20 protein-coding genes are annotated in these 19,020 nt (G+C 67.4%); 9 read left to right on the top strand and 11 right to left on the bottom strand.

Annotated features, from left to right (window positions below):
• The first annotated feature begins 57 nt into the window (after positions 1–57).
• Complete coding sequence (locus MLJ35_RS06140; protein WP_243321727.1) at positions 58–564, top strand: protein-tyrosine phosphatase family protein; 507 nt, start codon at positions 58–60, stop codon at positions 562–564.
• A gap of 6 nt (positions 565–570) precedes the next feature.
• Here MLJ35_RS06140 and MLJ35_RS06135 read toward each other — a convergent pair whose 3' ends face one another.
• Positions 571–2,430 (bottom strand): AMP-dependent synthetase/ligase, encoded by a 1,860-nt coding sequence (locus MLJ35_RS06135; protein WP_275976393.1) that lies wholly within the window; start codon positions 2,428–2,430, stop codon positions 571–573.
• Here MLJ35_RS06135 and MLJ35_RS06130 point away from each other — a divergent pair.
• Together MLJ35_RS06130 and MLJ35_RS06125 are read left to right on the top strand one after the other, a co-directional pair.
• The gene (locus MLJ35_RS06130) at positions 2,429–3,349 is read left to right on the top strand and encodes a tyrosine-type recombinase/integrase (protein ID WP_243383583.1); all 921 of its coding nucleotides are present in this window, start codon (positions 2,429–2,431) and stop codon (positions 3,347–3,349) included. The two genes, MLJ35_RS06135 and MLJ35_RS06130, sit on opposite strands and share 2 nt — an antisense overlap.
• A gap of 10 nt (positions 3,350–3,359) precedes the next feature.
• Positions 3,360–4,046, top strand: a complete 687-nt coding sequence (locus tag MLJ35_RS06125; protein ID WP_243383582.1) for a fumarylacetoacetate hydrolase family protein — start codon at positions 3,360–3,362, stop codon at positions 4,044–4,046.
• 44 nt (positions 4,047–4,090) lie between these two features.
• On the opposite strand, the gene MLJ35_RS06120 is transcribed toward MLJ35_RS06125, so the two are convergent.
• The gene (locus tag MLJ35_RS06120) at positions 4,091–4,909 is read right to left on the bottom strand and encodes a DUF4388 domain-containing protein (RefSeq protein WP_243383581.1); all 819 of its coding nucleotides are present in this window, start codon (positions 4,907–4,909) and stop codon (positions 4,091–4,093) included.
• Positions 4,906–5,634, bottom strand: a complete 729-nt coding sequence (locus MLJ35_RS06115) for a pyridoxine 5'-phosphate synthase (RefSeq protein WP_243383580.1) — start codon at positions 5,632–5,634, stop codon at positions 4,906–4,908. Before MLJ35_RS06115 ends, MLJ35_RS06120 begins: the two co-directional genes overlap by 4 nt.
• A 116-nt stretch (positions 5,635–5,750) precedes the next feature.
• Between MLJ35_RS06115 and MLJ35_RS06110 the strand changes: the two genes are divergently transcribed.
• Positions 5,751–6,533: a DODA-type extradiol aromatic ring-opening family dioxygenase gene (locus MLJ35_RS06110; protein WP_243383579.1), complete on the top strand. Its 783-nt coding sequence runs from the start codon at positions 5,751–5,753 to the stop codon at positions 6,531–6,533.
• 15 nt (positions 6,534–6,548) lie between these two features.
• Here the strand turns inward: MLJ35_RS06110 and MLJ35_RS06105 are convergent, their stop codons facing one another.
• The 7 genes from MLJ35_RS06105 to MLJ35_RS06075 all read right to left on the bottom strand — a co-directional run bounded on the left by MLJ35_RS06105 (position 6,549) and on the right by MLJ35_RS06075 (position 12,843).
• Positions 6,549–7,679, bottom strand: coding sequence for an ABC transporter permease (locus MLJ35_RS06105; RefSeq protein ID WP_243383578.1), 1,131 nt, complete (start codon positions 7,677–7,679; stop codon positions 6,549–6,551).
• 9 nt (positions 7,680–7,688) lie between these two features.
• The gene (locus tag MLJ35_RS06100) at positions 7,689–8,834 is read right to left on the bottom strand and encodes an ABC transporter permease (RefSeq protein WP_243383577.1); all 1,146 of its coding nucleotides are present in this window, start codon (positions 8,832–8,834) and stop codon (positions 7,689–7,691) included.
• On the bottom strand, positions 8,831–9,805 hold the full coding sequence (locus MLJ35_RS06095; RefSeq protein WP_243383576.1) for an ABC transporter ATP-binding protein: 975 nt from the start codon (positions 9,803–9,805) through the stop codon (positions 8,831–8,833). The genes MLJ35_RS06100 and MLJ35_RS06095 overlap by 4 nt, the downstream gene beginning before the upstream one ends.
• Entirely contained in the window at positions 9,802–10,722 is a 921-nt protein-coding gene (locus MLJ35_RS06090) for an ABC transporter ATP-binding protein (RefSeq protein ID WP_243383843.1), read from the bottom strand. The genes MLJ35_RS06095 and MLJ35_RS06090 overlap by 4 nt, the downstream gene beginning before the upstream one ends.
• Positions 10,722–11,714 carry an HlyD family secretion protein gene (locus tag MLJ35_RS06085; RefSeq protein WP_243383575.1) on the bottom strand — a complete coding sequence of 331 codons (993 nt, stop codon included), beginning with the start codon at positions 11,712–11,714 and terminating at the stop codon, positions 10,722–10,724. Before MLJ35_RS06085 ends, MLJ35_RS06090 begins: the two co-directional genes overlap by 1 nt.
• A complete protein-coding gene (locus tag MLJ35_RS06080) occupies positions 11,711–12,418 on the bottom strand; it encodes a TetR/AcrR family transcriptional regulator (RefSeq protein ID WP_243383574.1) in 708 nt (235 codons plus the stop codon). The genes MLJ35_RS06085 and MLJ35_RS06080 overlap by 4 nt, the downstream gene beginning before the upstream one ends.
• 140 nt (positions 12,419–12,558) lie before the next feature.
• The gene (locus MLJ35_RS06075; protein WP_243315126.1) at positions 12,559–12,843 is read right to left on the bottom strand and encodes a DNA-directed RNA polymerase subunit omega; all 285 of its coding nucleotides are present in this window, start codon (positions 12,841–12,843) and stop codon (positions 12,559–12,561) included.
• 85 nt (positions 12,844–12,928) lie between these two features.
• Between MLJ35_RS06075 and coaBC the strand changes: the two genes are divergently transcribed.
• Positions 12,929–14,137, top strand: a complete 1,209-nt coding sequence (coaBC, locus tag MLJ35_RS06070; protein WP_243383573.1) for a bifunctional phosphopantothenoylcysteine decarboxylase/phosphopantothenate--cysteine ligase CoaBC — start codon at positions 12,929–12,931, stop codon at positions 14,135–14,137.
• 18 nt (positions 14,138–14,155) lie between these two features.
• On the opposite strand, the gene MLJ35_RS06065 is transcribed toward coaBC, so the two are convergent.
• Positions 14,156–14,485 carry a hypothetical protein gene (locus tag MLJ35_RS06065; protein ID WP_243383572.1) on the bottom strand — a complete coding sequence of 110 codons (330 nt, stop codon included), beginning with the start codon at positions 14,483–14,485 and terminating at the stop codon, positions 14,156–14,158.
• 293 nt (positions 14,486–14,778) lie between these two features.
• Here MLJ35_RS06065 and accC point away from each other — a divergent pair, with 293 nt between their 5' ends.
• The 4 genes from accC to mscL all read left to right on the top strand — a co-directional run bounded on the left by accC (position 14,779) and on the right by mscL (position 18,898).
• The gene (accC, locus tag MLJ35_RS06060) at positions 14,779–16,272 is read left to right on the top strand and encodes an acetyl-CoA carboxylase biotin carboxylase subunit (RefSeq protein WP_275976392.1); all 1,494 of its coding nucleotides are present in this window, start codon (positions 14,779–14,781) and stop codon (positions 16,270–16,272) included.
• A gap of 15 nt (positions 16,273–16,287) precedes the next feature.
• Positions 16,288–16,809 (top strand): acyl-CoA carboxylase biotin carboxyl carrier protein subunit, encoded by a 522-nt coding sequence (locus tag MLJ35_RS06055; RefSeq protein WP_243383571.1) that lies wholly within the window; start codon positions 16,288–16,290, stop codon positions 16,807–16,809.
• Between the two features lie 547 nt (positions 16,810–17,356).
• Complete coding sequence (locus MLJ35_RS06050; RefSeq protein WP_243383570.1) at positions 17,357–18,451, top strand: OmpA family protein; 1,095 nt, start codon at positions 17,357–17,359, stop codon at positions 18,449–18,451.
• Between the two features lie 57 nt (positions 18,452–18,508).
• A complete protein-coding gene (gene mscL, locus MLJ35_RS06045) occupies positions 18,509–18,898 on the top strand; it encodes a large conductance mechanosensitive channel protein MscL (protein ID WP_243383569.1) in 390 nt (129 codons plus the stop codon).
• The last annotated feature ends 122 nt before the right edge of the window (positions 18,899–19,020 follow it).

Genomic DNA, 19,020 nt, shown 5'->3' with positions numbered 1-19,020 from the left:
CCTCCGGTGGTCTCCGCGAACCGGCCTGGACGTCCAGGCGATCTCGCGGAGGGTTCCATGTTCCGGACCATGCTTCTCCTGCTCCCGGCGCTCGTGCTCCAGGCCGGAGAGTCGGCCATTCCCAATGCCGTGGAGGTGCGTTCGGGCGTCTTCGTCCTGAAGGGACCACCGAGTCCGGCGACCTGCGAAGCCATGAAGAAGGAGCACATCACCCACGTCATCGACCTCCGCCGGGACGATGAGCCTGATCTGGACTGCGAGTCCGAATCCTCCCGCCTGCAGGGTCTGGGAATCAACTACCTGAGGTATGCCATCAGCAAGACGCCCCCTGCCGGGGATTTCGATTTCCTGAGATCGGTGCTGAGGGACATGCCGAAGGGATCGAAGGTCGTCATCCACTGCAGCAATGGCAACCGTGCCGCTGCGGCTGTCTGTCCTTGGCTGGTGCTCGATAAGGGCATGCCCGTGGCCGAGGCGATGCGGATCGCCACCGAGGCGGGGATGAGGGCCCCCGAGACCCAGGAGGCCGTACGGCGGTATCTGGCCCGGCAGGGCCGGACCTGAGCCGGTTCAGATCCTGGGCTCCTGGTACATCGCCTCGATCTGCTTGGCGTACATCTCGTTGATGACGCGGCGCTTCACCTTCAGGGAAGGGGTGAGCTGACCGCCTTCGAGGGTCATCTCCTGGTCGAGGAGGGTCATCTTCTTGATGCGCTCGTAGTTCGAGAGGCGCTCGTTGATCCGCTCGACGCGGCTGCCGACCTTGGCGTACACCAGCGGGTTCTGGATGAGGTCGGCGTGGCTCTTGAAGGCGATCTTCTTGTAGCCGGCCCAGCGGGCCAGGCTGTCGAAGTTCGGCACGATGAGGACGCTGATGAAGTTCCGCTTGTCGCCGATGAGCACGGCCTGGGAGATGTACTTGTCCACCTTGAGCATGTTCTCGATGGGCTGGGGGGCCACCTTCTTGCCGCCGCTGGTGACGATGAGCTCCTTCTTCCGGTCCGTGATGTAGAGGCGCCCCTGGTCGTCGAGGTGTCCGATGTCGCCGGTGTGGAAGTACCCATCCGCGTCGATGGCCTCCCGCGTGGCCGCTTCGTTGTTCCAGTAGCCCACCATGATGTTCGGCCCCTGGCACAGGATCTCGCCGTCCTCCGCGATCTTCACGAAGGGACGCCCTTCCCAGTCCTGGTAGAGCGGCCTGCCCACGCAGCCGGGAATCACGTCGCCCAGGCGGTTCACAGTGATGACGGGGCTGGTCTCGGTCAGCCCGTACCCTTCGAGGATGGGCAGTCCGATGATCCAGAAGAACTCCATGATCTTGCCGCCCAGAGGCGCGCCGCCGCTGATGGCGATCTTCAGGCGCCCGCCGGTGCGCTGGCGGATCTTCTCGAAGACGACGGCCTTGGCGGTGCGGTACCACATGCCCTTCCAGGAAGGCGGTTCCTGGCCCTTCATGAGGTAGGGCACGGCCTGGCGACCCGCCAGCATGGCCCAGTGGAAGATCAGGCGCTTGATGAAGCTGCCCGCCGACACCGTGTCGTAGATCTTCGCGAAGATCTTCTCGTAAATGCGCGGGACCGAGGCCATGAGGGTGGGGCGGACCTCGAGCATGTCGGCCGCCACGGTGGCGACGCTCTCGGCGTAGTAGATGGAGGCGCCTGCATGGAACCACAGGAAGTGGCCGGCCATGCGCTCGAAGATGTGGGTGAGGGGCAGGAAGCTCAGGGCCCGCTCGCCCTCCCCGATGTTGCTCACGGTGGCGCGGGAGGCGAGGACGTTGGATACCAGGTTGCCGTGGGTGAGCATGGCGCCCTTGGGATCCCCGGTGGTGCCGGAGGTGTAGATGAGGGTGAGGATGTCCGAGGGCTTCCGCTGCTCGCCCCATGCGCGGACCTCGGGACGGCGGGCCTCCATGGCCTCTCCTTCACGCAGGAGGTCGGACCACAGGAACAGGGTGCGACCCGTGTCCGCGGGCAGCTCGCCGTCGATCAGGACCGCGGCCTCGAGGCGGGGAAGCTCGGTCCAGCGGCTCAGCACCTTGTCCAGCTGCTCGCGGGTGGAGCAGAGGGCCCAGCGGGCCTCGCTGTCCTTGAGGATGAAGGCGGCCTGTTCGGCGTTCAGGGTTGCGTAGATGGTGACGTCCGGGATGCCCTGGATGGCGCAGGCGAAGTCCGCGATGGCCCACTCCGGGCGGTTCTCCGACAGGAAGGCCACCCGGTCCCCGGCCTTGAGGCCATGGGCTGCCATGGCCAGCGCCAGCCGCTCAACCCTCGCCACCACCTCCGCGTGGGAGATGGGCACGTAGACCCCGTTCTGCTTGGACGCCAAGGCATCCGGGAGGTTCCTCTCCGCCGCGGCATAGAAAAGCTGGGCAATGGTCTCTACTGGCTGCGCCACAATGACTCCAGACACTTGGGGATGTGTGGACATGGTAGCAGGGAAGGGCGCGGCACCGCTGGGAGAGGGCATCCAGGCCTTCCACCTGGAGCAGCGCGCCCGGGGCGTGTCGCCGCACACCGCTCGCGCCCAGGTGGGCGACCTGGACAAGCTGCTGGACCACGCGGTCCGCTGCCAGTGGGGTGGCTGGGAGGTGAGCCCGCGCACGGTGCGGGGCTTCGCGCTGGAGCTGGGGGACCGGGGCCTGGATCCCGCCAGCCAGGCCCGCATCCTCTCCACGGCCCGCGCCTTCTTCCGCTGGTTGTGGGAGACCCGGCGCATTCCCAAGAACCCCGCCTCGGGCCTGCGGAATCCCAAGCAGCCCAAGCGGCTGCCCGCCTTCCTCACGGAGGGCGAGAGCCAGGCCCTGCTGGACCTCCCGCCAGCGGTGGATTTCCCATCGGCGCGGCTGGGATGCCTGCTGGAGCTGCTGTACGCCTCGGGCCTGCGCGTCTCAGAGCTGGTGGGCCTGGACCTTCAGGACCTGCTCATGGAGCAGCGGACGTTGCGGGTGCTGGGCAAGGGGCGCAAGGAGCGCCTGGTGCCCTACCACGCGCAGGCGGCGGCCATCCTGGATGCCTACCTGGGGTTAAGGTCCGCCTTCCTCGCGCAGAAGGAACTGCCCCCATGTCCGGCCCTCTTCCTCAACCAGCGGGGCGGCAGGCTCACGCCCACCAGCGTGCGGGCCCTGCTGCGGTCGGCCCTCGAGGCGGCGGCCGTGCGGTCACGGGTGAGTCCCCATGCCCTTCGGCACAGCTTCGCCACTCACCTGCTGAACCGCGGGATGGACCTGCGCGCCATCCAGGAACTGCTGGGCCACGCGAGCCTGAGCACCACCCAGCGCTACACTCATCTGGGCCTGGAAGAGCTGGCCCGTACTTACGAGAAGGCCCATCCCAGGGCCAAAGGCTAGGAGCAATCCCATGGCGTTCGTCATCCCCACCCTCCCCCGACCGGCCCTGCCCGTGACCGGCACCGACGCGCGGTTCCCGGTGCGGCGGATCTACTGCGTGGGGAGGAACTACGCGGACCATGCGCGGGAGATGGGCGGCGACCCCACCCGCGAACCACCCTTCTTCTTCGGGAAACCCGCGGATGCCGTGGTGCCGCTCGGAGGCGACATCGTCTACCCCCCCCTCACCTCCAACCTGCATCACGAAGTGGAGCTGGTGGTGGCCCTGGGTGGCGGCGGACGGGACATCCCCGCGGAGAAGGCCCTCGCTTGCGTCTACGGCTATGCCGTGGGCATCGACCTCACCCGCCGGGACCTCCAGGCCAGGTTCAAGGACAAGGGCCAGCCCTGGGAGATGGCCAAGGGCTTCGACCAGTCGGCGCCCGTGTCCGAGGTGATGCCGGCCTCGCGCTGCGGCCATCCCACCACCGGCGCCATCTGGCTGGCCGTGGACGGCGTCGACCGCCAGCGCGGCGACCTGGCCCAGATGACCTGGAATGTGGCGGAGGTGATCGCCCACCTCTCAGCCTATGTGGCCCTGGCGGCCGGCGATCTCATCTTCACGGGCACGCCGTCGGGCGTGGGTGCGCTGGTGCGCGGGAACCGCGTGACCTGCGGCATCGAGGGTGTCGGCGACCTGGAGATCGTCCTGGTCTGACCCCCGGTTCTCCGGCGCCCGGGCCGACGTTCAGGGCGTGGGCTTCACGGCGCCGGCCGCACCTTCACATGGGCGCCCTCGGAGAGCCCCCAGGCCTGCATCAGCTCCCGGGGAATGGCCACGTGCTTCTCGGCGAGCCCGGGCATGAACTCCACCCGCTCCACGGCGGGCCCCTTGGGCCAGATGACCCTCAGGTTGCTGACACCGTGGCGGTAGGGGCCGAGGACGGTCCACCAGCCTTCCATGGCGGCGGGGAGCCCGAGGTGATCGCCTTTCTTGAACAGGCCAGTCTTCAGCTCGGCGACGGTGACATGGGCGTCCGGCTCCAGCACTTCGAGGCGGCCCGCCTCCTTGAGCAGGGAGGCCGCCTGCAGCACGGTCACATCGTTCTGCCCCGTGGCGGCCATGATGTCCTGGAAGTCGCGGTAGCCGTCGAAGAAGGGCATGACCCGGCGATCCTCGGCGAACACCTTGATGCCTTCGAGGAGCTGGGGCGGACGCAGGGTGGGCCAGGGCACCGCCGTGAGCCTGGGGAAGATGCCATGAAGGCGCCGGCGGCTGTCCTGGAGACGCGCGGAGTCCATGAGCAGATCCGGCACCGTGCGGCGGATCGAGGCCGGAGCCTGGATCTGGGTGGCGAGGAACTCGAAGTGGCCGGTCACCCATTCCAGGATCTCGAAAGCGGCCGTCTCGCCCCGCGCCGCCACGGTCTCGGCGTGGATCACCTCGCCATTGGAGAAGTAGAGCACGCCGCTGACCTTCCCCGAGGTGACCTGGAGCATGCCCGTCTTCCGATTGGCGTGCAGGAGCTGCGCCACATCGGTGAGGGAAATGCTCTCCAGGGTACCGCGGAGATTGCTCAAGGCCTGGCCTCCGCCATGGCGGCCAGCATCTCCTCCACGGACCGTTCCAGTCCCACGAGCACCGCCCGTCCGATGAGGCTGTGGCCGATGTTCAGTTCCTCGATCTCGGGGATCGCGGCGATGGGTCCCACGTTCTGGAGGTTCAGGCCGTGCCCGGCGAGGATGCGCAGGCCCAGCCGGCTGCCCAGGCGGGCCGCGTCGCGGATCCGGCCCAGTTCCAGCGTCGGGTCGGAATCCATGGGCAGGTCGCTGTAGATCCCCGTGTTCAGCTCCACCGCGTCGGCCTCCAGCTTGGCTGCCATCTTCACCTGGTCCAGCACAGGATCCACGAACAGGCTCACATGGATCCCCGCGCTGCGGAGCTCCCGCATGACCGGGCGCAGCATGCCCTGGAGGAAGATGGCGTCCAGGCCTCCCTGGGTGGTGAGTTCCTCGCGACTTTCGGGCACCAGGGTCATCCAGGACGGCCGGATGGGGACCACCGCTTCCAGGGTTTCCGGCGTCGCGGCGCATTCCACGTTCAGGGGGATGGCGAGGACTTCCTTCAGGACGCGGAGGTCACGGTCCTGGATGTGGCGGCGATCGCTTCGGAGATGCACGGTGATGCCGTGGGCTCCGGCGCTCTGGGCCAGCAGGGCCGCCGCCACGGGTTCGGGTTCGTGGCCGCCGCGGGCCTGCCTGAGGGTGGCCACATGGTCGATATTCACGCCAAGCCTGAGGTTCAATGCGGGCTCCAGTAGCTGATGCCTCTTAGCTTACCCTCCAATCGGCCACAGAAAGGCCGAGCGTGAATTTCAAAAAAAGGAGTTGAAACATTCAATTTGGAGACCATGCTTGTTCCATGGCAAACTCCCCGCTTCTCCCCACCCTGTTCCTCGCCCACGGATCACCCATGCTGGCCCTGGAAGGCGACGCCTGGGGCAGGGCCGTATCCGCCCTCGCCCTCCGGCTGCCGCCCTTGAGGGGCATTCTCGTCTGTTCCGCCCACTGGGAGGCGGCGGGGCCGATGCGGCTCTCCTCTTCGAAGAGGCCGGGCGTCATGCATGATTTCGGCGGCTTCCCGGAGGAGCTCTACAGCCTCGACTATCCGGCACCGGGATCTCCCGAACTGGCCGCCGAGGCTGCCAACCTCCTGAACGCCGCGGGCCTGGAGGCGGAGCTCGACGACCACCGTCCCCTGGATCACGGCACCTGGGTGCCCCTGCGGTACTTGGCCCCCGGCGCGGAGGTTCCCGTCGTGCAGCTCTCGCTGCCTCGGCCCCGGACCCCGGAAAGGCTCCTGGCCGCGGGCCGGGCTCTGGCTCCCCTGCGGCGATCCGGCGTGCTGATCCTGGGCAGCGGGGGTGTGGTGCACAACCTCCGCCGCCTGGATTGGCAGGATGCTTCCGCGCCGCAGCCCTGGGGCCTGGCCTTCCAGGCCTGGGTGCGCGCCCGCCTGGAAGCCGGGGACCTCGAGGCCCTCGCGGACTGGCGGAAGGCACCCGGAGCGGCGGAATCCGTGCCCACCTCCGAGCATCTGGATCCCTTGTTCGTGGCCGTCGGCGCGGCCCGGTCCTCGCCCGAGCCGGTCTTCGAAGGCTGGCAGCTGGGCAGTCTCAGCCTGGAGAGCTACCTGTTCGCCTGAAGGCGGCGGCAGACCTCAGCCCATGGTCTTCCTGAAGCGTCCGGCGGCCAGCAGCAGCATGATGGTTCCGAGGGCGGTCAGGGCCAGCATCTGGGGCCAGAGCACCTCCAGGCCCAGCCCCTTCAGGAACACGCCCCGGATGATCACGAGGTAGTACCGCAGGGGATTCAGGTAGGTGAGCAGCTGCACCACCCTGGGCATGTTGGCGATGGGATAGACGAAACCCGAGAGCATGAAGGCGGGCAGCATGAAGAAGAACGCCGTCATCATGGCCTGCTGTTGGGTGGAACTCACGGTGGAGATGAAGAGGCCCACGCCGAGGGTGCTCAACAGGTACAGACCCGTGCCGAGGAACAGGATCGGCGGGAAGCCGAGCATGGGAACGCGGAACCAGAAGACGGTGATGAGGGCGATGAGGGCGACGTCGGCGAAGCCGATGACCGCGAAGGGGATGGTCTTGCCCAGGATGAACTCCAGCCGTCCGATGGGTGTGACCATGATCTGCTCCATGGTGCCCACCTCCCGCTCCCGCACGATGGACATGCTGGAGAGGATGATCGAGAGCACGGCCACGAGCATGGCCAGGACGCCTGGCACGAAGTAGTTGCGGCTGTCCAGGTTGGCATTGAACCAGGCGCGGGAGGCCAGGGCCACGGGTTCGGCGTCCAGGCGCACGCCGGCTGTGCGGGCGAAGCGCTGCTCCAGGAGCGATTGGTTGAAGTCGGCAGAGACCCTGGACGCGTAGCTCAGCGCCACGCTGGCCGTGTTGGAATCCGAGCCGTCCAGGAGGAACTGGGCCTTGGCACTGCCGCCCCCAGTCAGGGTCTCCGCGAAGCCCCGGTTGAGCCGAAGCACGGCCTTCGCCTCGCCTGAATCCAGCACCTGCTGGATCTCCGGTTCCGAGGTGATCCGCCGCACGACATCGAAGCACCCCGAGCCCTCGAAGCGGGCGATGAGGTCGCGGGTGGCGGGCGTGCGGTCCAGGTCGTAGACGGCCATGGGCACGTGGCGCACGTCCGTGTTCACTGCATAGCCGATGATGATGATCTGGGCCACGGGCATGACGAACAGAACGGCCCGCATCCTCGGATTCCTGAGGACCTGGATGAACTCCTTGACGAGCATGTGACGGAGGCGTTCGAGCATGGTCGATTCCTAGGCCAGGCGCTTCTTGAAGCTGCGGATGGCGGAGAGGAGCATCAGGGCGCCGAAAGCGACCATCAGCAGGCACTCGGGCCACAGCTGCGCGAGCCCGGTCCCTTTGAGGTAGAGGCCCCGGAGGAAGGCCACGAAATAGCGGGCGGGGATGAGGTAGGTCACCACCTGCAGGGCCTTGGGCATGTTGGCGATGTCGAACATGAAACCCGAGAGCAGGAAGGCCGGGAGGAAGGTCGCCACGAAGGCGAACTGGCTGGCCAGGAGCTGGGATTTGGCCTTGGCGCTGATGAGGATGCCCAGGGAGAGCGCTCCCACCAGGTAGACCGCGGAGACGCCGAACAAGAGGAGTAGGCTGCCGCGGATGGGCACGTCGAACAGGAAACGACCGGCCAGCACAGAAAGAAGCATGTCCACCATGCCGATGGCGAAGTAGGGCGCCAGCTTCCCCAGGATCAGCTCGCTCCCGCGGAGCGGCGTAGAGATGAGCTGCTCCATCGTGCCCGTCTCCCATTCCCGCGCCACCGTGAGCGAGGTGAGGAGCGCCGCGATGAGCATCATGATCACGGCGATGAGCCCGGGCACGATGAAGATCCGGGATTCCATGTCCGTGTTGAACCACGCGCGGAACCGGAGGTCCAGGGGCAGGGCGGGGGGGTGGCCCGTGAGTCGCCGGGCCTTCTCCACCAGGAGTTCCTGGGAGTAGTTCCGCACGATGGCATCGGCATAGGAGAGGGCCAGGGTCGTGGTGTTGGCGTCGCTGCCGTCGGTCAGCACCTGGACCTGGACCTTCCGGCCGGAAGCGACCCGGCGCCCGAACTCGACGGGGAGCACCACCGCCATCATCGTCCGGCCCCGGGCGAGGCTGTCTTCCACTTCCCCGTAGGAGCCCGGCCTCGCCATGACGGAGAAGTAGCGTGACCCCTCGAAGCGGGCCACCAGCTCCCGGCTCTGGGGCGTCCGGCTCTGGTCCCAGATCGCCAGGGGAACCCGGTCCAGGTCCGTGGTCAGGGCATACCCGAAGATCATCAGCATGATCATGGGCAGCACGATGGCGATGCCCAGGGCGCGCGGATCCCGGAGGACGTGGATGAACTCCTTGCGCGCCACGGCGCCGAGCCGGCGGAGGTTGAGGGCGCCGCTCATGCCTTGAACTCCTTCTGCGCGCCGTCGGCGCGATCCCGGGCCTCGATGAGGGAGACGAAGACATCCTCCAGGGAGGGCGTGATGCGCTCCACGGCCCCCACCTGGAAGCCCCCCTCCTCGAGGGTCCGACGGAGGCGGGGCGCGAGGGCCTCGGCATCTTCCGACATGAGGTGGATGTCGCGCCCGAACAGGGCCGCGTCCCGGACGCCTTCCACCGTCGCGGCCACGCCCAGGGCTTCGTGGGGGCGGTCGCAGGCGACGCGCAGCACCTGGTCGGCCATGAGGCCGCCCTTCATCTCGCCCGGCGTCCCCAGGGCCACGAGCTCGCCCCGGTAGATAAGGGCGAGGCGGTCGCAGTACTCGGCCTCCTCCATGTAGTGGGTGGTGACGAAGACCGTGACCCCCTCGCTGGCCATCTGGTAGATGAGGTCCCAGAAGGAGCGGCGGCTCAGGGGATCGACCCCCGAGGTGGGCTCGTCCAGGAAGAGCACCCGGGGCTCGTGGAGGAGGGCGCAGCCCAGGGACAGCCGCTGCTTCCAGCCGCCCGGCAGCAGGCCCGTGCGGGTACGGCGGTGGTCCTGGAGGTGGGCCATGTCCAGAACCCACGCCTTCCGCTCGGCCTTCTTCTCCGCGGGCACCCGGTAGATGCCGCTGAAGAAGTCGATGTTCTCCTCCACCGTGAGGTCGTCGTACAGGCTGAACTTCTGGCTCATGTAGCCGATGCTGCGCTTGATCTCCTCGCGCTGGGTCCGGATGTCGAAACCCGCCACCGTGCCCTGGCCGCCGGAGGGCTCCAGGAGCCCGCAGAGCATGCGGATGGTGGTGGACTTGCCGGCACCGTTGGGCCCCAGGAAGCCGAAGATCTCCCCCCGGCGCACGTCGAGGCTGACGCGGTTGACGGCCACGAAGTCTCCGAAGCGCCGCTCCAGGTCGCGCAGCGTGACGGCGAAGGTGTCCTGCGCGGCGCTCATGCGGCACCGCTGGGCAAAGCCGAAGTGAAGATGTCCTCGAGGGTGGGCTCGATCACCTCCACGCCATGGCAGGCGAGCCCCTCCGCGCCCAGGAGCGCCTCCACGGCGGCACGTCCGCGATCCGCATCTTCGGCCAGGACATGGATGCGGTCTCCGAAGAGAGCCACACTTCCGATCTTCCCGGCGCGCAGGAGTGCCGCGGCCCGCCGGGGCGACTCGCAGCGGACCTCGAGGAGCGAGCCTTTCAGGAGGCTTTTCACGCCGTCCACGGTGTCGCAGGCCATGAGCCGGCCCTGGTGGAGCAGGCCGATGCGGTTGCAGCGCTCCGCTTCGTCCAGGTAGGCCGTGGAGACGAAGATCGTCACGCGCTCCTGCTGGAGCTGGTAGAGGATTCGCCAGAAGTCCCGGCGGGAGACCGGGTCGACTCCGTTCGTCGGCTCGTCCAGGAAGAGCACCCTGGGCGTGTGGATGAGGGCGCAGGCGAGCCCGAGCTTCTGCTTCATGCCCCCGGAGAGGTTGCCTGCCAGGCGGCGCCGGAAGGGGGTGAGGTTGCTGAAGGCCAGGAGCCGCTCGAGGCGCTCGCTCCGGCCCGCCTTGGGGACTTCATAGAGATCGGCGTAGAAGTCGATGTTCTCCTGCACCGTGAGGTCCGGGTACAGGCCGAAGCGCTGGGCCATGTATCCGATGCGGTCCTTGATCGCCTCCGCATCCCGGACCGCGTGCAGTCCATCCACCCACGCCTCGCCTGAGCTAGGCTCGAGGATGCCGGTCAGCAGGCGCATGGTGGTCGTCTTGCCCGCGCCGTCCGGTCCGACGAGCCCGAAGATCTCCCCTTCCTCCACGGCCAGGCTCAGCTGGTCGAGGGCCACGAGGTCCCCGAATCGGCGCGTGAGCGCCTGGGTCCGGACGGTCTCCATCACCGGCCGTCCAGGGCGATCTCGGCGTCCACGGGCATGCCGGGCTTGAGCTCCATCGCCGGGTTGGGGATGTCGATCTTGATGCGGTAGACCAGTTTCGTGCGCTCCTTGCGGGTCTGGACGGTCTTGGGCGTGAACTCGGCTTCGGAGGCGATGAAGGCCACCCGGCCCTCGTAGCGCTTCCCGGGGAAGGAGTCGGACGTGACGAACGCCTTCTGGCCCACCTTCACGCGGCCCAGGTCGGTCTCTTCCACGTAGGCGCGCAGCCAGACCTGCCCCAGGTCCGCCATGGTCACCACGGCGGTACCTGGTGAGACGTATTCCATGGGTTCGATGTTCTTGGAGAGGATCACCCCCGCGCTGGGAGCCGTGAGGGTGGCGTAGCCCAACTGGGTCTGGGCCAGAGCCAGGGCCTGCTGGGCCTGGTCGTAGCGGGCGCGGGCCTGGTCGATGTCTTCCTTCCGGGGGCCCTTCCGCACGAGGGTGTACTGCTGATCGGCCTGCTGGACCTTGCCCCGGGCGGCCTCAAGGGCGGCCCGGCTGGCCTCGTAGTCGCGCACCGAGAGGATGCCCTTCTGCTGGAGGTCGCGGATGCGCGCCTCGTCGGGCTCCAGCCTCTTGAGGTCCGCCTGGGCCTGCTCCAGGGCGGCCTTGGACGAGGCGATCTCCTCCTTGCGGGATCCGGCCAGCATGGCGTCCAGGGCCGCCTTGGCCGTGGCCGCATCCGCCCGGCGCATGGCCACCTGCTGCTCCAGGTCCCGGGCGTCGAGCCGGGCCAGCAGCTGGCCGGCCTGCACCACCTGGCCCTCGTCCACGGGACGCTCGATCACTTTCCCGGCCACCCGAAAGCTGGCCTCCACCTGGATGACTTCGATGTTTCCCGAGAGCTTGAGGCGGCTCTCCTGATGATTCCCGCAGCCGGTGGCCAGGAAGGCCGCTCCGCCGAGGAGAACCATCATGGCGATGGGAAGATGCCGGTCTGTCGGTCTCATGGATGGGTCTCCTTGGTGGCGATGGGATCTGCCGCGAGTTCCGGCAGGGGCGGCAAGGGGGCGAGCGGGTCCCGGGCGATGCCCCGCCAATACAGGTCGAACCAGACGTGCAGCCCGGTCTCCACGGCCTGGTCATGGGGCAGGCCCATGAGACGGGGGAGCACGGTGGGCAGCAGGTCGAGGATCTCGAGGTGCATCCTCGCGAGAAAGAAGGTGCCCAGCAGGGTATGGAGGTCCGCTCGCAGGTCCCCTCGCGAGATGCCCTGGTCGAGGATGCTTCGGATGGCCATCACGATGGGGCGGATCCGCACCTCGATGAGGCTCGAGAGCCCCTCGGCGCCACGCACGATCTCTCCCCGGATGAGGGAGCGGATCGCCGGATCGGCCTTGAGGTGCCGGTGGTAGATCCGGACGACCTCCCAGAGCCTGAGGGCGGTGGAGCGCGGATCCCCGGGCTCTGCCACCACCTCGAGCTCCTGGAGGATGGGGGGGAAGCGACGGGCCAGCAGGGCGGTGAACATGGCCTCCTTGCTGTCGAAGTGGTAGTAGATCAGGGCCGGGTCGCAGCCGGCCTGCTTGGCGATGGCCCGCAGGCTGGCCGCCCGCAGGCCGTCCCGGGCGAAGACTTCCTGGGCCGCATCCAGGATCCGGTCCGGGTCCATTCGAATGGGTTTGGGTCCGCGGGGGCGAGGGGCATGGGGCATGGGGATCCAATTCAACGAATGTTGAATCATGCGATCCGCGGTCAGGATCTGGCAAGACTTATTTCATCGAATGTGGAAATCGCGAGGGTACATGATCAAGCCCCCAGAGGACCCGGGGGCTTGATCGCGAGCTCTGGTGGCTATTCGCCGGAGATGGGAACCACCGTGGTGTCCTCGATGGTGATGATCTCGGGCTCCTCGAAGGCGATGCGGTTCTCTTCGACCTCGGCCATGGCCACCTGGCCCCAGAACGACGCGAGCTTGGGAGCGTCCTGGGCCTGACCGTGCTTGTTCACGGGCACGACCACCTCGACCTTGGGGAAGGCGCCTCGCTGGAGCTGATCGCAACGCTTGCCGGCCACGACGACAAAGCGGTACTTGTTGGCGATTTCTTCCGGGACACGGACGATGGTGCGCTGGGTCATGGGCCACTCCGAACCAGGAAGCATAACACCTGTGGCGCCATGGATCAACGAGCGTGGAGTAGCATGGAGCGTTCCAGGAGCCCCGATGCAGATCATCCTCGGCATCCCGGGCGGCATCGCCGCCTACAAGTCAGCTGATCTGGCGCGGTTGCTGACCAACCAGGGCCATCGGGTCCGCTGCATCCTCACCGAGGCCGGGGCCCGGTTCATCACGCCGCTGACCCTCAGCAGCCTCACAGGGGAGCCCTGCTACGGGGCGAATCCGGACCAGGGCGAGTGGCGCGCCAATCCGAGCATCGAGCACATCGAGCTGGCCCGCTGGGCGGACATCATGGCCGTGGTGCCGGCCACCGCCGACCTCATCGGGAAGGCCGCCAACGGACTGGCCTCGGACCTGCTCAGCACGGTGCTGCTGGCTACGAGGGCCCCCGTCCTCTGGGCTCCGGCCATGAACACGGGCATGTGGTCCCACCCCGCCGTCCAGGCCAACCTCTCCCGCCTGCGCTCCTTCGGCCACGCGGTGGTGGACCCGGACGATGGCCTTCTGGCCTGCGGCGAGGAGGGATCGGGCAAGCTCGCCCAGGTGGACGCCATCGCGGAAGCCATCCTGATGCATGGCGCCGCCAAGCTCCGCAGCCTGAACGGGAAGAGAGTCCTCATCACTGCCGGGCCGACCCGCGAAGATCTGGATCCGGTGCGAACCCTGACCAACCGCAGCACCGGCGCCATGGGGATCGAGCTGGCCAGGGCCTTCCGCGATGCGGGCGCGCAGGTCCAGCTGGTGCTGGGCGGGGATCTGCCGGCGCCTTGGGGGGTGGAGACGGCCCGGGTCCGCAGCGCGCAGGAGATGCTGGCCGCTTGCCAGGCCCGGTGGTCCGGGGCGGATGGCCTGGTGGGGGCCGCGGCGGTGGCCGATCAGCGGCCGGAGACCTTCGCGCCCGAAAAGGTGAAGAAGGGGGAGGGGCCTGAAAACCTGGTCCTGGTCCGCACGCCGGACATTCTGGCCACCCTGTCGGCCGCCCGTCGGCCCGGCCAGTGGATCCTCGGGTTCGCCGCGGAAAGCGAGAACCACCTCGCCCATGCCGCAGCCAAACTGCAGAAGAAGCAGCTGGATGGCGTGCTGGTGAACGATGTCCAGGGAGGGCGGGCCTTCGGGGACCAGACCAATACCCTGACCCCCGTCACCGCCCAGGGTCCCCAGGCTCCCATCGGCCCCCTGTCCAAGGATGCCTTGGCCCGGGCCGTGGTGCAGTGGTGGAACTTCCAGATCGAGGGTCGGGGAACAGTTCAATAGCCCTGACCCGGCCCCACCTCAGAGGGCAGGATCCATCCAGGGAAGCACCTCGCTGGGCCGTCCGGCGACCTCGCCCAGCCGTACGGCCACGACCACGATCCACCCGGGGGGGCGGTGGAGGGATTTCAGGTCCAGGGCCAGCGCTTCGCCAGGCCCCGGCAGGTCCGGGCGCCGGCGCTCCAGCACCACCTCGCCCCGGCTGAAGACCTCATCAGCGGTGGGCTTGGTCAGGCCGAGGGGCAGGTAGAGCACCCGCAGGGACTCAACCCCTGCCAGTGGAACGCCGTTCACGTCGGTGGAAGGCAGCACCAGCCGGATCTTCCGGAGCCCCTCCAGCCGCGCTTCCATGGTTTGGGCCGCGGCCCGGGGCCTGGGGATGGGATCACCCTTGCGTCCGCACCGGACTGTCAGGAGTCCGAGCGTGATGGCAAGCAGCGGGTTTGCTAGTCTGAAGAATCGCATCGCCCACCATCATGCCCGAAGACGAGGCCCATCCATGCCCGTGACAAAGATCCTCATTGCCATCAGAGGGGACGATGACCCCTCCGCGATCGAGCGGAGCGAGGGAAAGGGAGCGGAGCGATCGGGGTCAGGTCCCCGCGCAGGCCTGCGATTCGATTCCAACAAGCGAGGTTGAGCCGATGCCCGTGACCAAGATCCTGATTGCGAACCGCGGGGAAATCGCCGTGAGAGTGATCCGCACCTGCCGGGAGATGGGCATTCCCACGGTGGCCGTGTACTCCGAAGCCGATCGTGGCGCCCTGCACGTGCGCATGGCGGACGAGGCCTACTTCATCGGCCCCGCCGCGGCCCGGGAGAGCTACCTGGTGCTGGAGAAGATCCTGGATGTCTGCAAGCGCAGCGGCGCCGACGCGGTGCACCCGGGCTACGGATTCCTCTCCGAGAACGCCGAGGCTGCCCGGGCTTTCGAGGCCGCCGGTATCACCTTCATCGGCCCCCGTCCCGAGTGCATCGTGAGCATGGGGTCCAAGACCGCCGCCCGCGAGGTGGCCATCGCCGCGGGCTGCCCCGTGGTGCCGGGCATCCAGGAGACCATGGCGGACGAGGAGCTGCTCGTCGCCGCGCAGAAGATCGGCTTCCCGGTGATGCTCAAAGCCGCCATGGGCGGCGGCGGCAAGGGCATGCGCCTGGTCCACAAGCCCGAGGAGTTCGCCAGCTCCCTGGCCCGGGCCCGGGGCGAGGCCCTTTCCAGCTTCGGCGACGACTCGGTCTACGTGGAGAAGGCCATCGTCCAGCCGCGCCACATCGAGATCCAGGTCTTTTCCGACAAGCATGGCAATCATGTCTACCTGCATGAGCGGGAGTGCTCCGTCCAGCGACGCCATCAGAAGGTCATCGAGGAGGCGCCGAGTCCCCATGTGACCCCGGAGATGAGGAAGGCCATGGGCGAGGCGGCCCTGAAGGTGGCCCGGGCTGTGAACTACGTGGGCGCCGGCACCGTGGAGTTCCTGGCGGATGCCGACCGCAACTTCTACTTCCTGGAGATGAACACCCGCCTGCAGGTGGAGCACCCGGTCACCGAATGGATCACGGGGCTCGACCTGGTGAAGTGGCAGATCCTCGTGGCCCGGGGCGAGAAGCTGCCCATGACCCAGGAGGAGATCCCCCTCAACGGCTGGGCCATCGAGTGCCGCGTCTACGCCGAAGACCCCGACAAGAACTTCATGCCCAGCCCCGGGAAGATCACCTTCCTGCGCACGCCCAGCGGGCGCAACGTGCGGGACGACGGGGGCGTGTACGAGGGTGCCGAGGTGCCCATGTTCTACGACCCCATGATCAGCAAGCTGAGCACCTGGGGGCCCACGCGCCTGGAGGCCATCGAGCGCATGCGGGCGGCCCTGGGGGAGTACCGCATCGGTGGCATCCGGCACAACATCGCCTTCCACGAGACCCTCATGGAGCACGAGCCCTTCCGGCAGGGCGCTCTGCACACGGGGATGCTCGACAAGCCCTTCTGGAAGCGGAAGGGGCAGGGGCCCGACCTGAAGTTCGCCGTGGCGGCGGCTCTCATCCATGAGCTCGAGACGGAACAGCGCCGCGCCGCCCAGCCCGCGGCCTGCGGCGAAGGACGCCCGGATGCCTGGAAGCACTGGGGCCGGTTCAACCGCCTGTAGCCGAGGAGGCCACCCATGAAACGAACCCTGATCCTCGGCAAGGAATCCCATGAGGTCGAGCTCGTCCACCAGGACGGCGCCACCACGCTGGTCTGGGAAGGCCAGAGCCACCCCATCGACATCATCGAGCTCGAGCCGGGCTGCTACTCGATCATCCTGGAAGGACGCTCCGTGGAGGTCCGGCTGGACCAGGCCAAGTCGCCCGATCCGGACACCCACGCCTACCGGGCCATGCTCTACGACGGGGCCTACGAGTTCGCCCTGGTGGACCCCCGCCGGGCCCTCCTGTCCGGCGGCGGCGGCGCAGGGGCCGCCGGTGGCCTGCTGGTGGCCCCGATGCCCGGCAAGATCGTGAAGCTTCTCGTGAACCCGGGCGATCTCGTCCAGGAAGGCCAGACCCTCCTCGTCATGGAAGCGATGAAGATGCAGAACGAGCTGAAGGCCAGCACGAGCGGGACCGTCGCGACCGTGCATGTGCAGGAGGGCGCCACCGTGGAAACGGGGGCCTCTCTGGTAACCGTGTCGCCCGAGGCTTGAACGGGAGGTCTCGCGTATCGCCATGGGCGATACCGAGAAAACGAGGCAGGGAACACCCATCCGCTTGGGCGGGAGGTCTCGCGTATCGCCATGGGCGATACCGAGAAAACGAGGCAGGGGACACCCTTCCGCTTGGGCGGGAGGTCTCGCGTATCGCCATGGGCGATACCGAGAAAACGAGGCAGGGAACACCCTTCCGCTTGGGCGGGAGGTCTCGCGTATCGCCATGGGCGATACCGAGAGGATGCAGAACGAGCTGAGGGCAAGCATGAGCGGTACCGCCGCCACGCCGGTCTTCACCCTGGGGCCTACCCCAGGGTGACAAAGGTGGTCGATGCGGCCCGCCTGCTTAAATTTCAGGGCATATTTGGCCGACCGATTCGCTTGAGGAGAATGAATGGAAACGGTTATTTCATATCGTGGCGTGATACATCAATGGCACTCAAAACGTCTGTAAAAAAGGATCTAGATTCTTTTTTTGTTGATGTAAGAGAAACTTCGAGACTAGGTTTATGGCGTGATGCGAATCACCAATTGCGGAGGTAGCATGAAAAAAGCGCTCCTTTTCTTGCTGGCCGGGTCGGCAATCACCCTGTCGGCCCAAGAGGGTCAGGCCTGGGTCATGGGTCACCTGGGCCAGACGATCTTCGAGAATGACGCCAGCCTCAAGGACAAGATGCACTACGGGCTTGGCGTGGGCCACTGGTACACCAACCGGTGGGGCCTCGACCTGCGGGCCCTCCAGAACGATCTGCAGCTCGATCCCAATCCCCTCGGCATCGGCTCTGCCAAGCAGACCCACCTGCTGGCTTCGGGCCTCTTCAACTTCCGCCCCGGCGCGGAGAACTGGTATCCCTACGCGGCCCTGGGCATCGGCGGAACCAACGTCGAGTCTCCCTACTCCGGCAAGGGCGAGGCCACGACCCGCTTCAACTACCACGGCGGCCTCGGCGTGATGGGCAAGCTGGCCGAGCACTTCATGATGGATATCAGCGCCAAGGCGGTCCGCGTGGAGCTGCCCGAGTCCCGCACCGAGTACCTGGCGACCTTGGGCCTTGGCTACACCTGGGGCGGCGGCAAGAAGGCCGCTCCCATGCCGCCTCCGCCCCCCCCGCCGCCGGCGCCCGAACCGAAGCCCGAGCCGAAGCCTGAACCCGTGGCTCCGCCGCCGCCTCCTCCCCCGGCCCCCGAGCCGCCCAAGGAAGTGGCCAAGCCCGTGCCGCCTCCGCCGGCCAAGATCGTCCTCGACGAGGCCGTGCTGCACTTCGCCAACGGCAAGGCCGATCTGGGGCCTGACGCCACCGCCGCCATCCGCAAGGTGGCCGACGGACTGAAGGCCTATCCGGGCGAATACAGTCTGGAAGTCAGCGGCCACACCTCCTCTACGGGCAGCAAGGCCGTGAACAAGGCCCTGGCCAAGCGCCGGGCCGACGCCGTGGCCAAGGTGCTGGTGGATTCCGGCATCCCCGCCGCCAAGGTCACCACCGTGGGCGTGGGCCCCGACAAGCCCATCGCCGACAACAAGACCAAGGAAGGCCAGGCCAAGAACCGCCGCGTCGAGATCGACGTGAAGGTGAAGGACGCCAAGGCCGAGGTTCGCCAGATCACCACGGAAACCGTGGAGTCCGCCCCTAAGAAGTAGCCTATTGAAGGGCGGGGGCCTTGCGGTCCCCGCCCCTTTTTGTCTTGGAGGAACGAGATGTCCCTGAAAGACGAATTCAAGGCCTTCATCATGAAGGGGAACGTGGTCGACCTGGCCATCGCCGTGGTTGTGGGCGGTGCCTTCGGCAAGATCGTCACCGCCTTCGTGGACGGGTTGGTCATGCCCCTGGTGAGCTATGTGCTGCCCGCCAACATCAAATGGGAGGAGTGGATCCTCGGCAAGTTCCGCATCGGATCGGTGCTCGGCGCCACCATCAACTTCCTGATCATCGCCCTGGTGGTCTTCCTCGTCCTGGTCAAGTTCCTGGGCAGGTTCATGAAGAAGGAGGAGGCACCAGCTGTCCCCACCACCAAGGAATGCCCGGCCTGCCTGGAGCAGGTGCCCCTCAAGGCCACCCGCTGCAAGCACTGCACCAGCCAGCTCTGACGGATCCCCCCTAGCCATTCCCGAGGGCCCGGTTTCCGGGCCCTTTTCCTTGTGATCGCAGGGCTTCCCGTGGTGAACTGGAGGTTCAACCTCAGGGGCGCTCGGGTGCGCCCCTCCGACGC

It is taken from the genome of Geothrix alkalitolerans, assembly GCF_022808885.1.
Taxonomy (GTDB): Bacteria; Acidobacteriota; Holophagae; order Holophagales; family Holophagaceae; genus Geothrix; species Geothrix alkalitolerans.
This window is presented reverse-complemented; position numbering and strand designations above follow the sequence as displayed.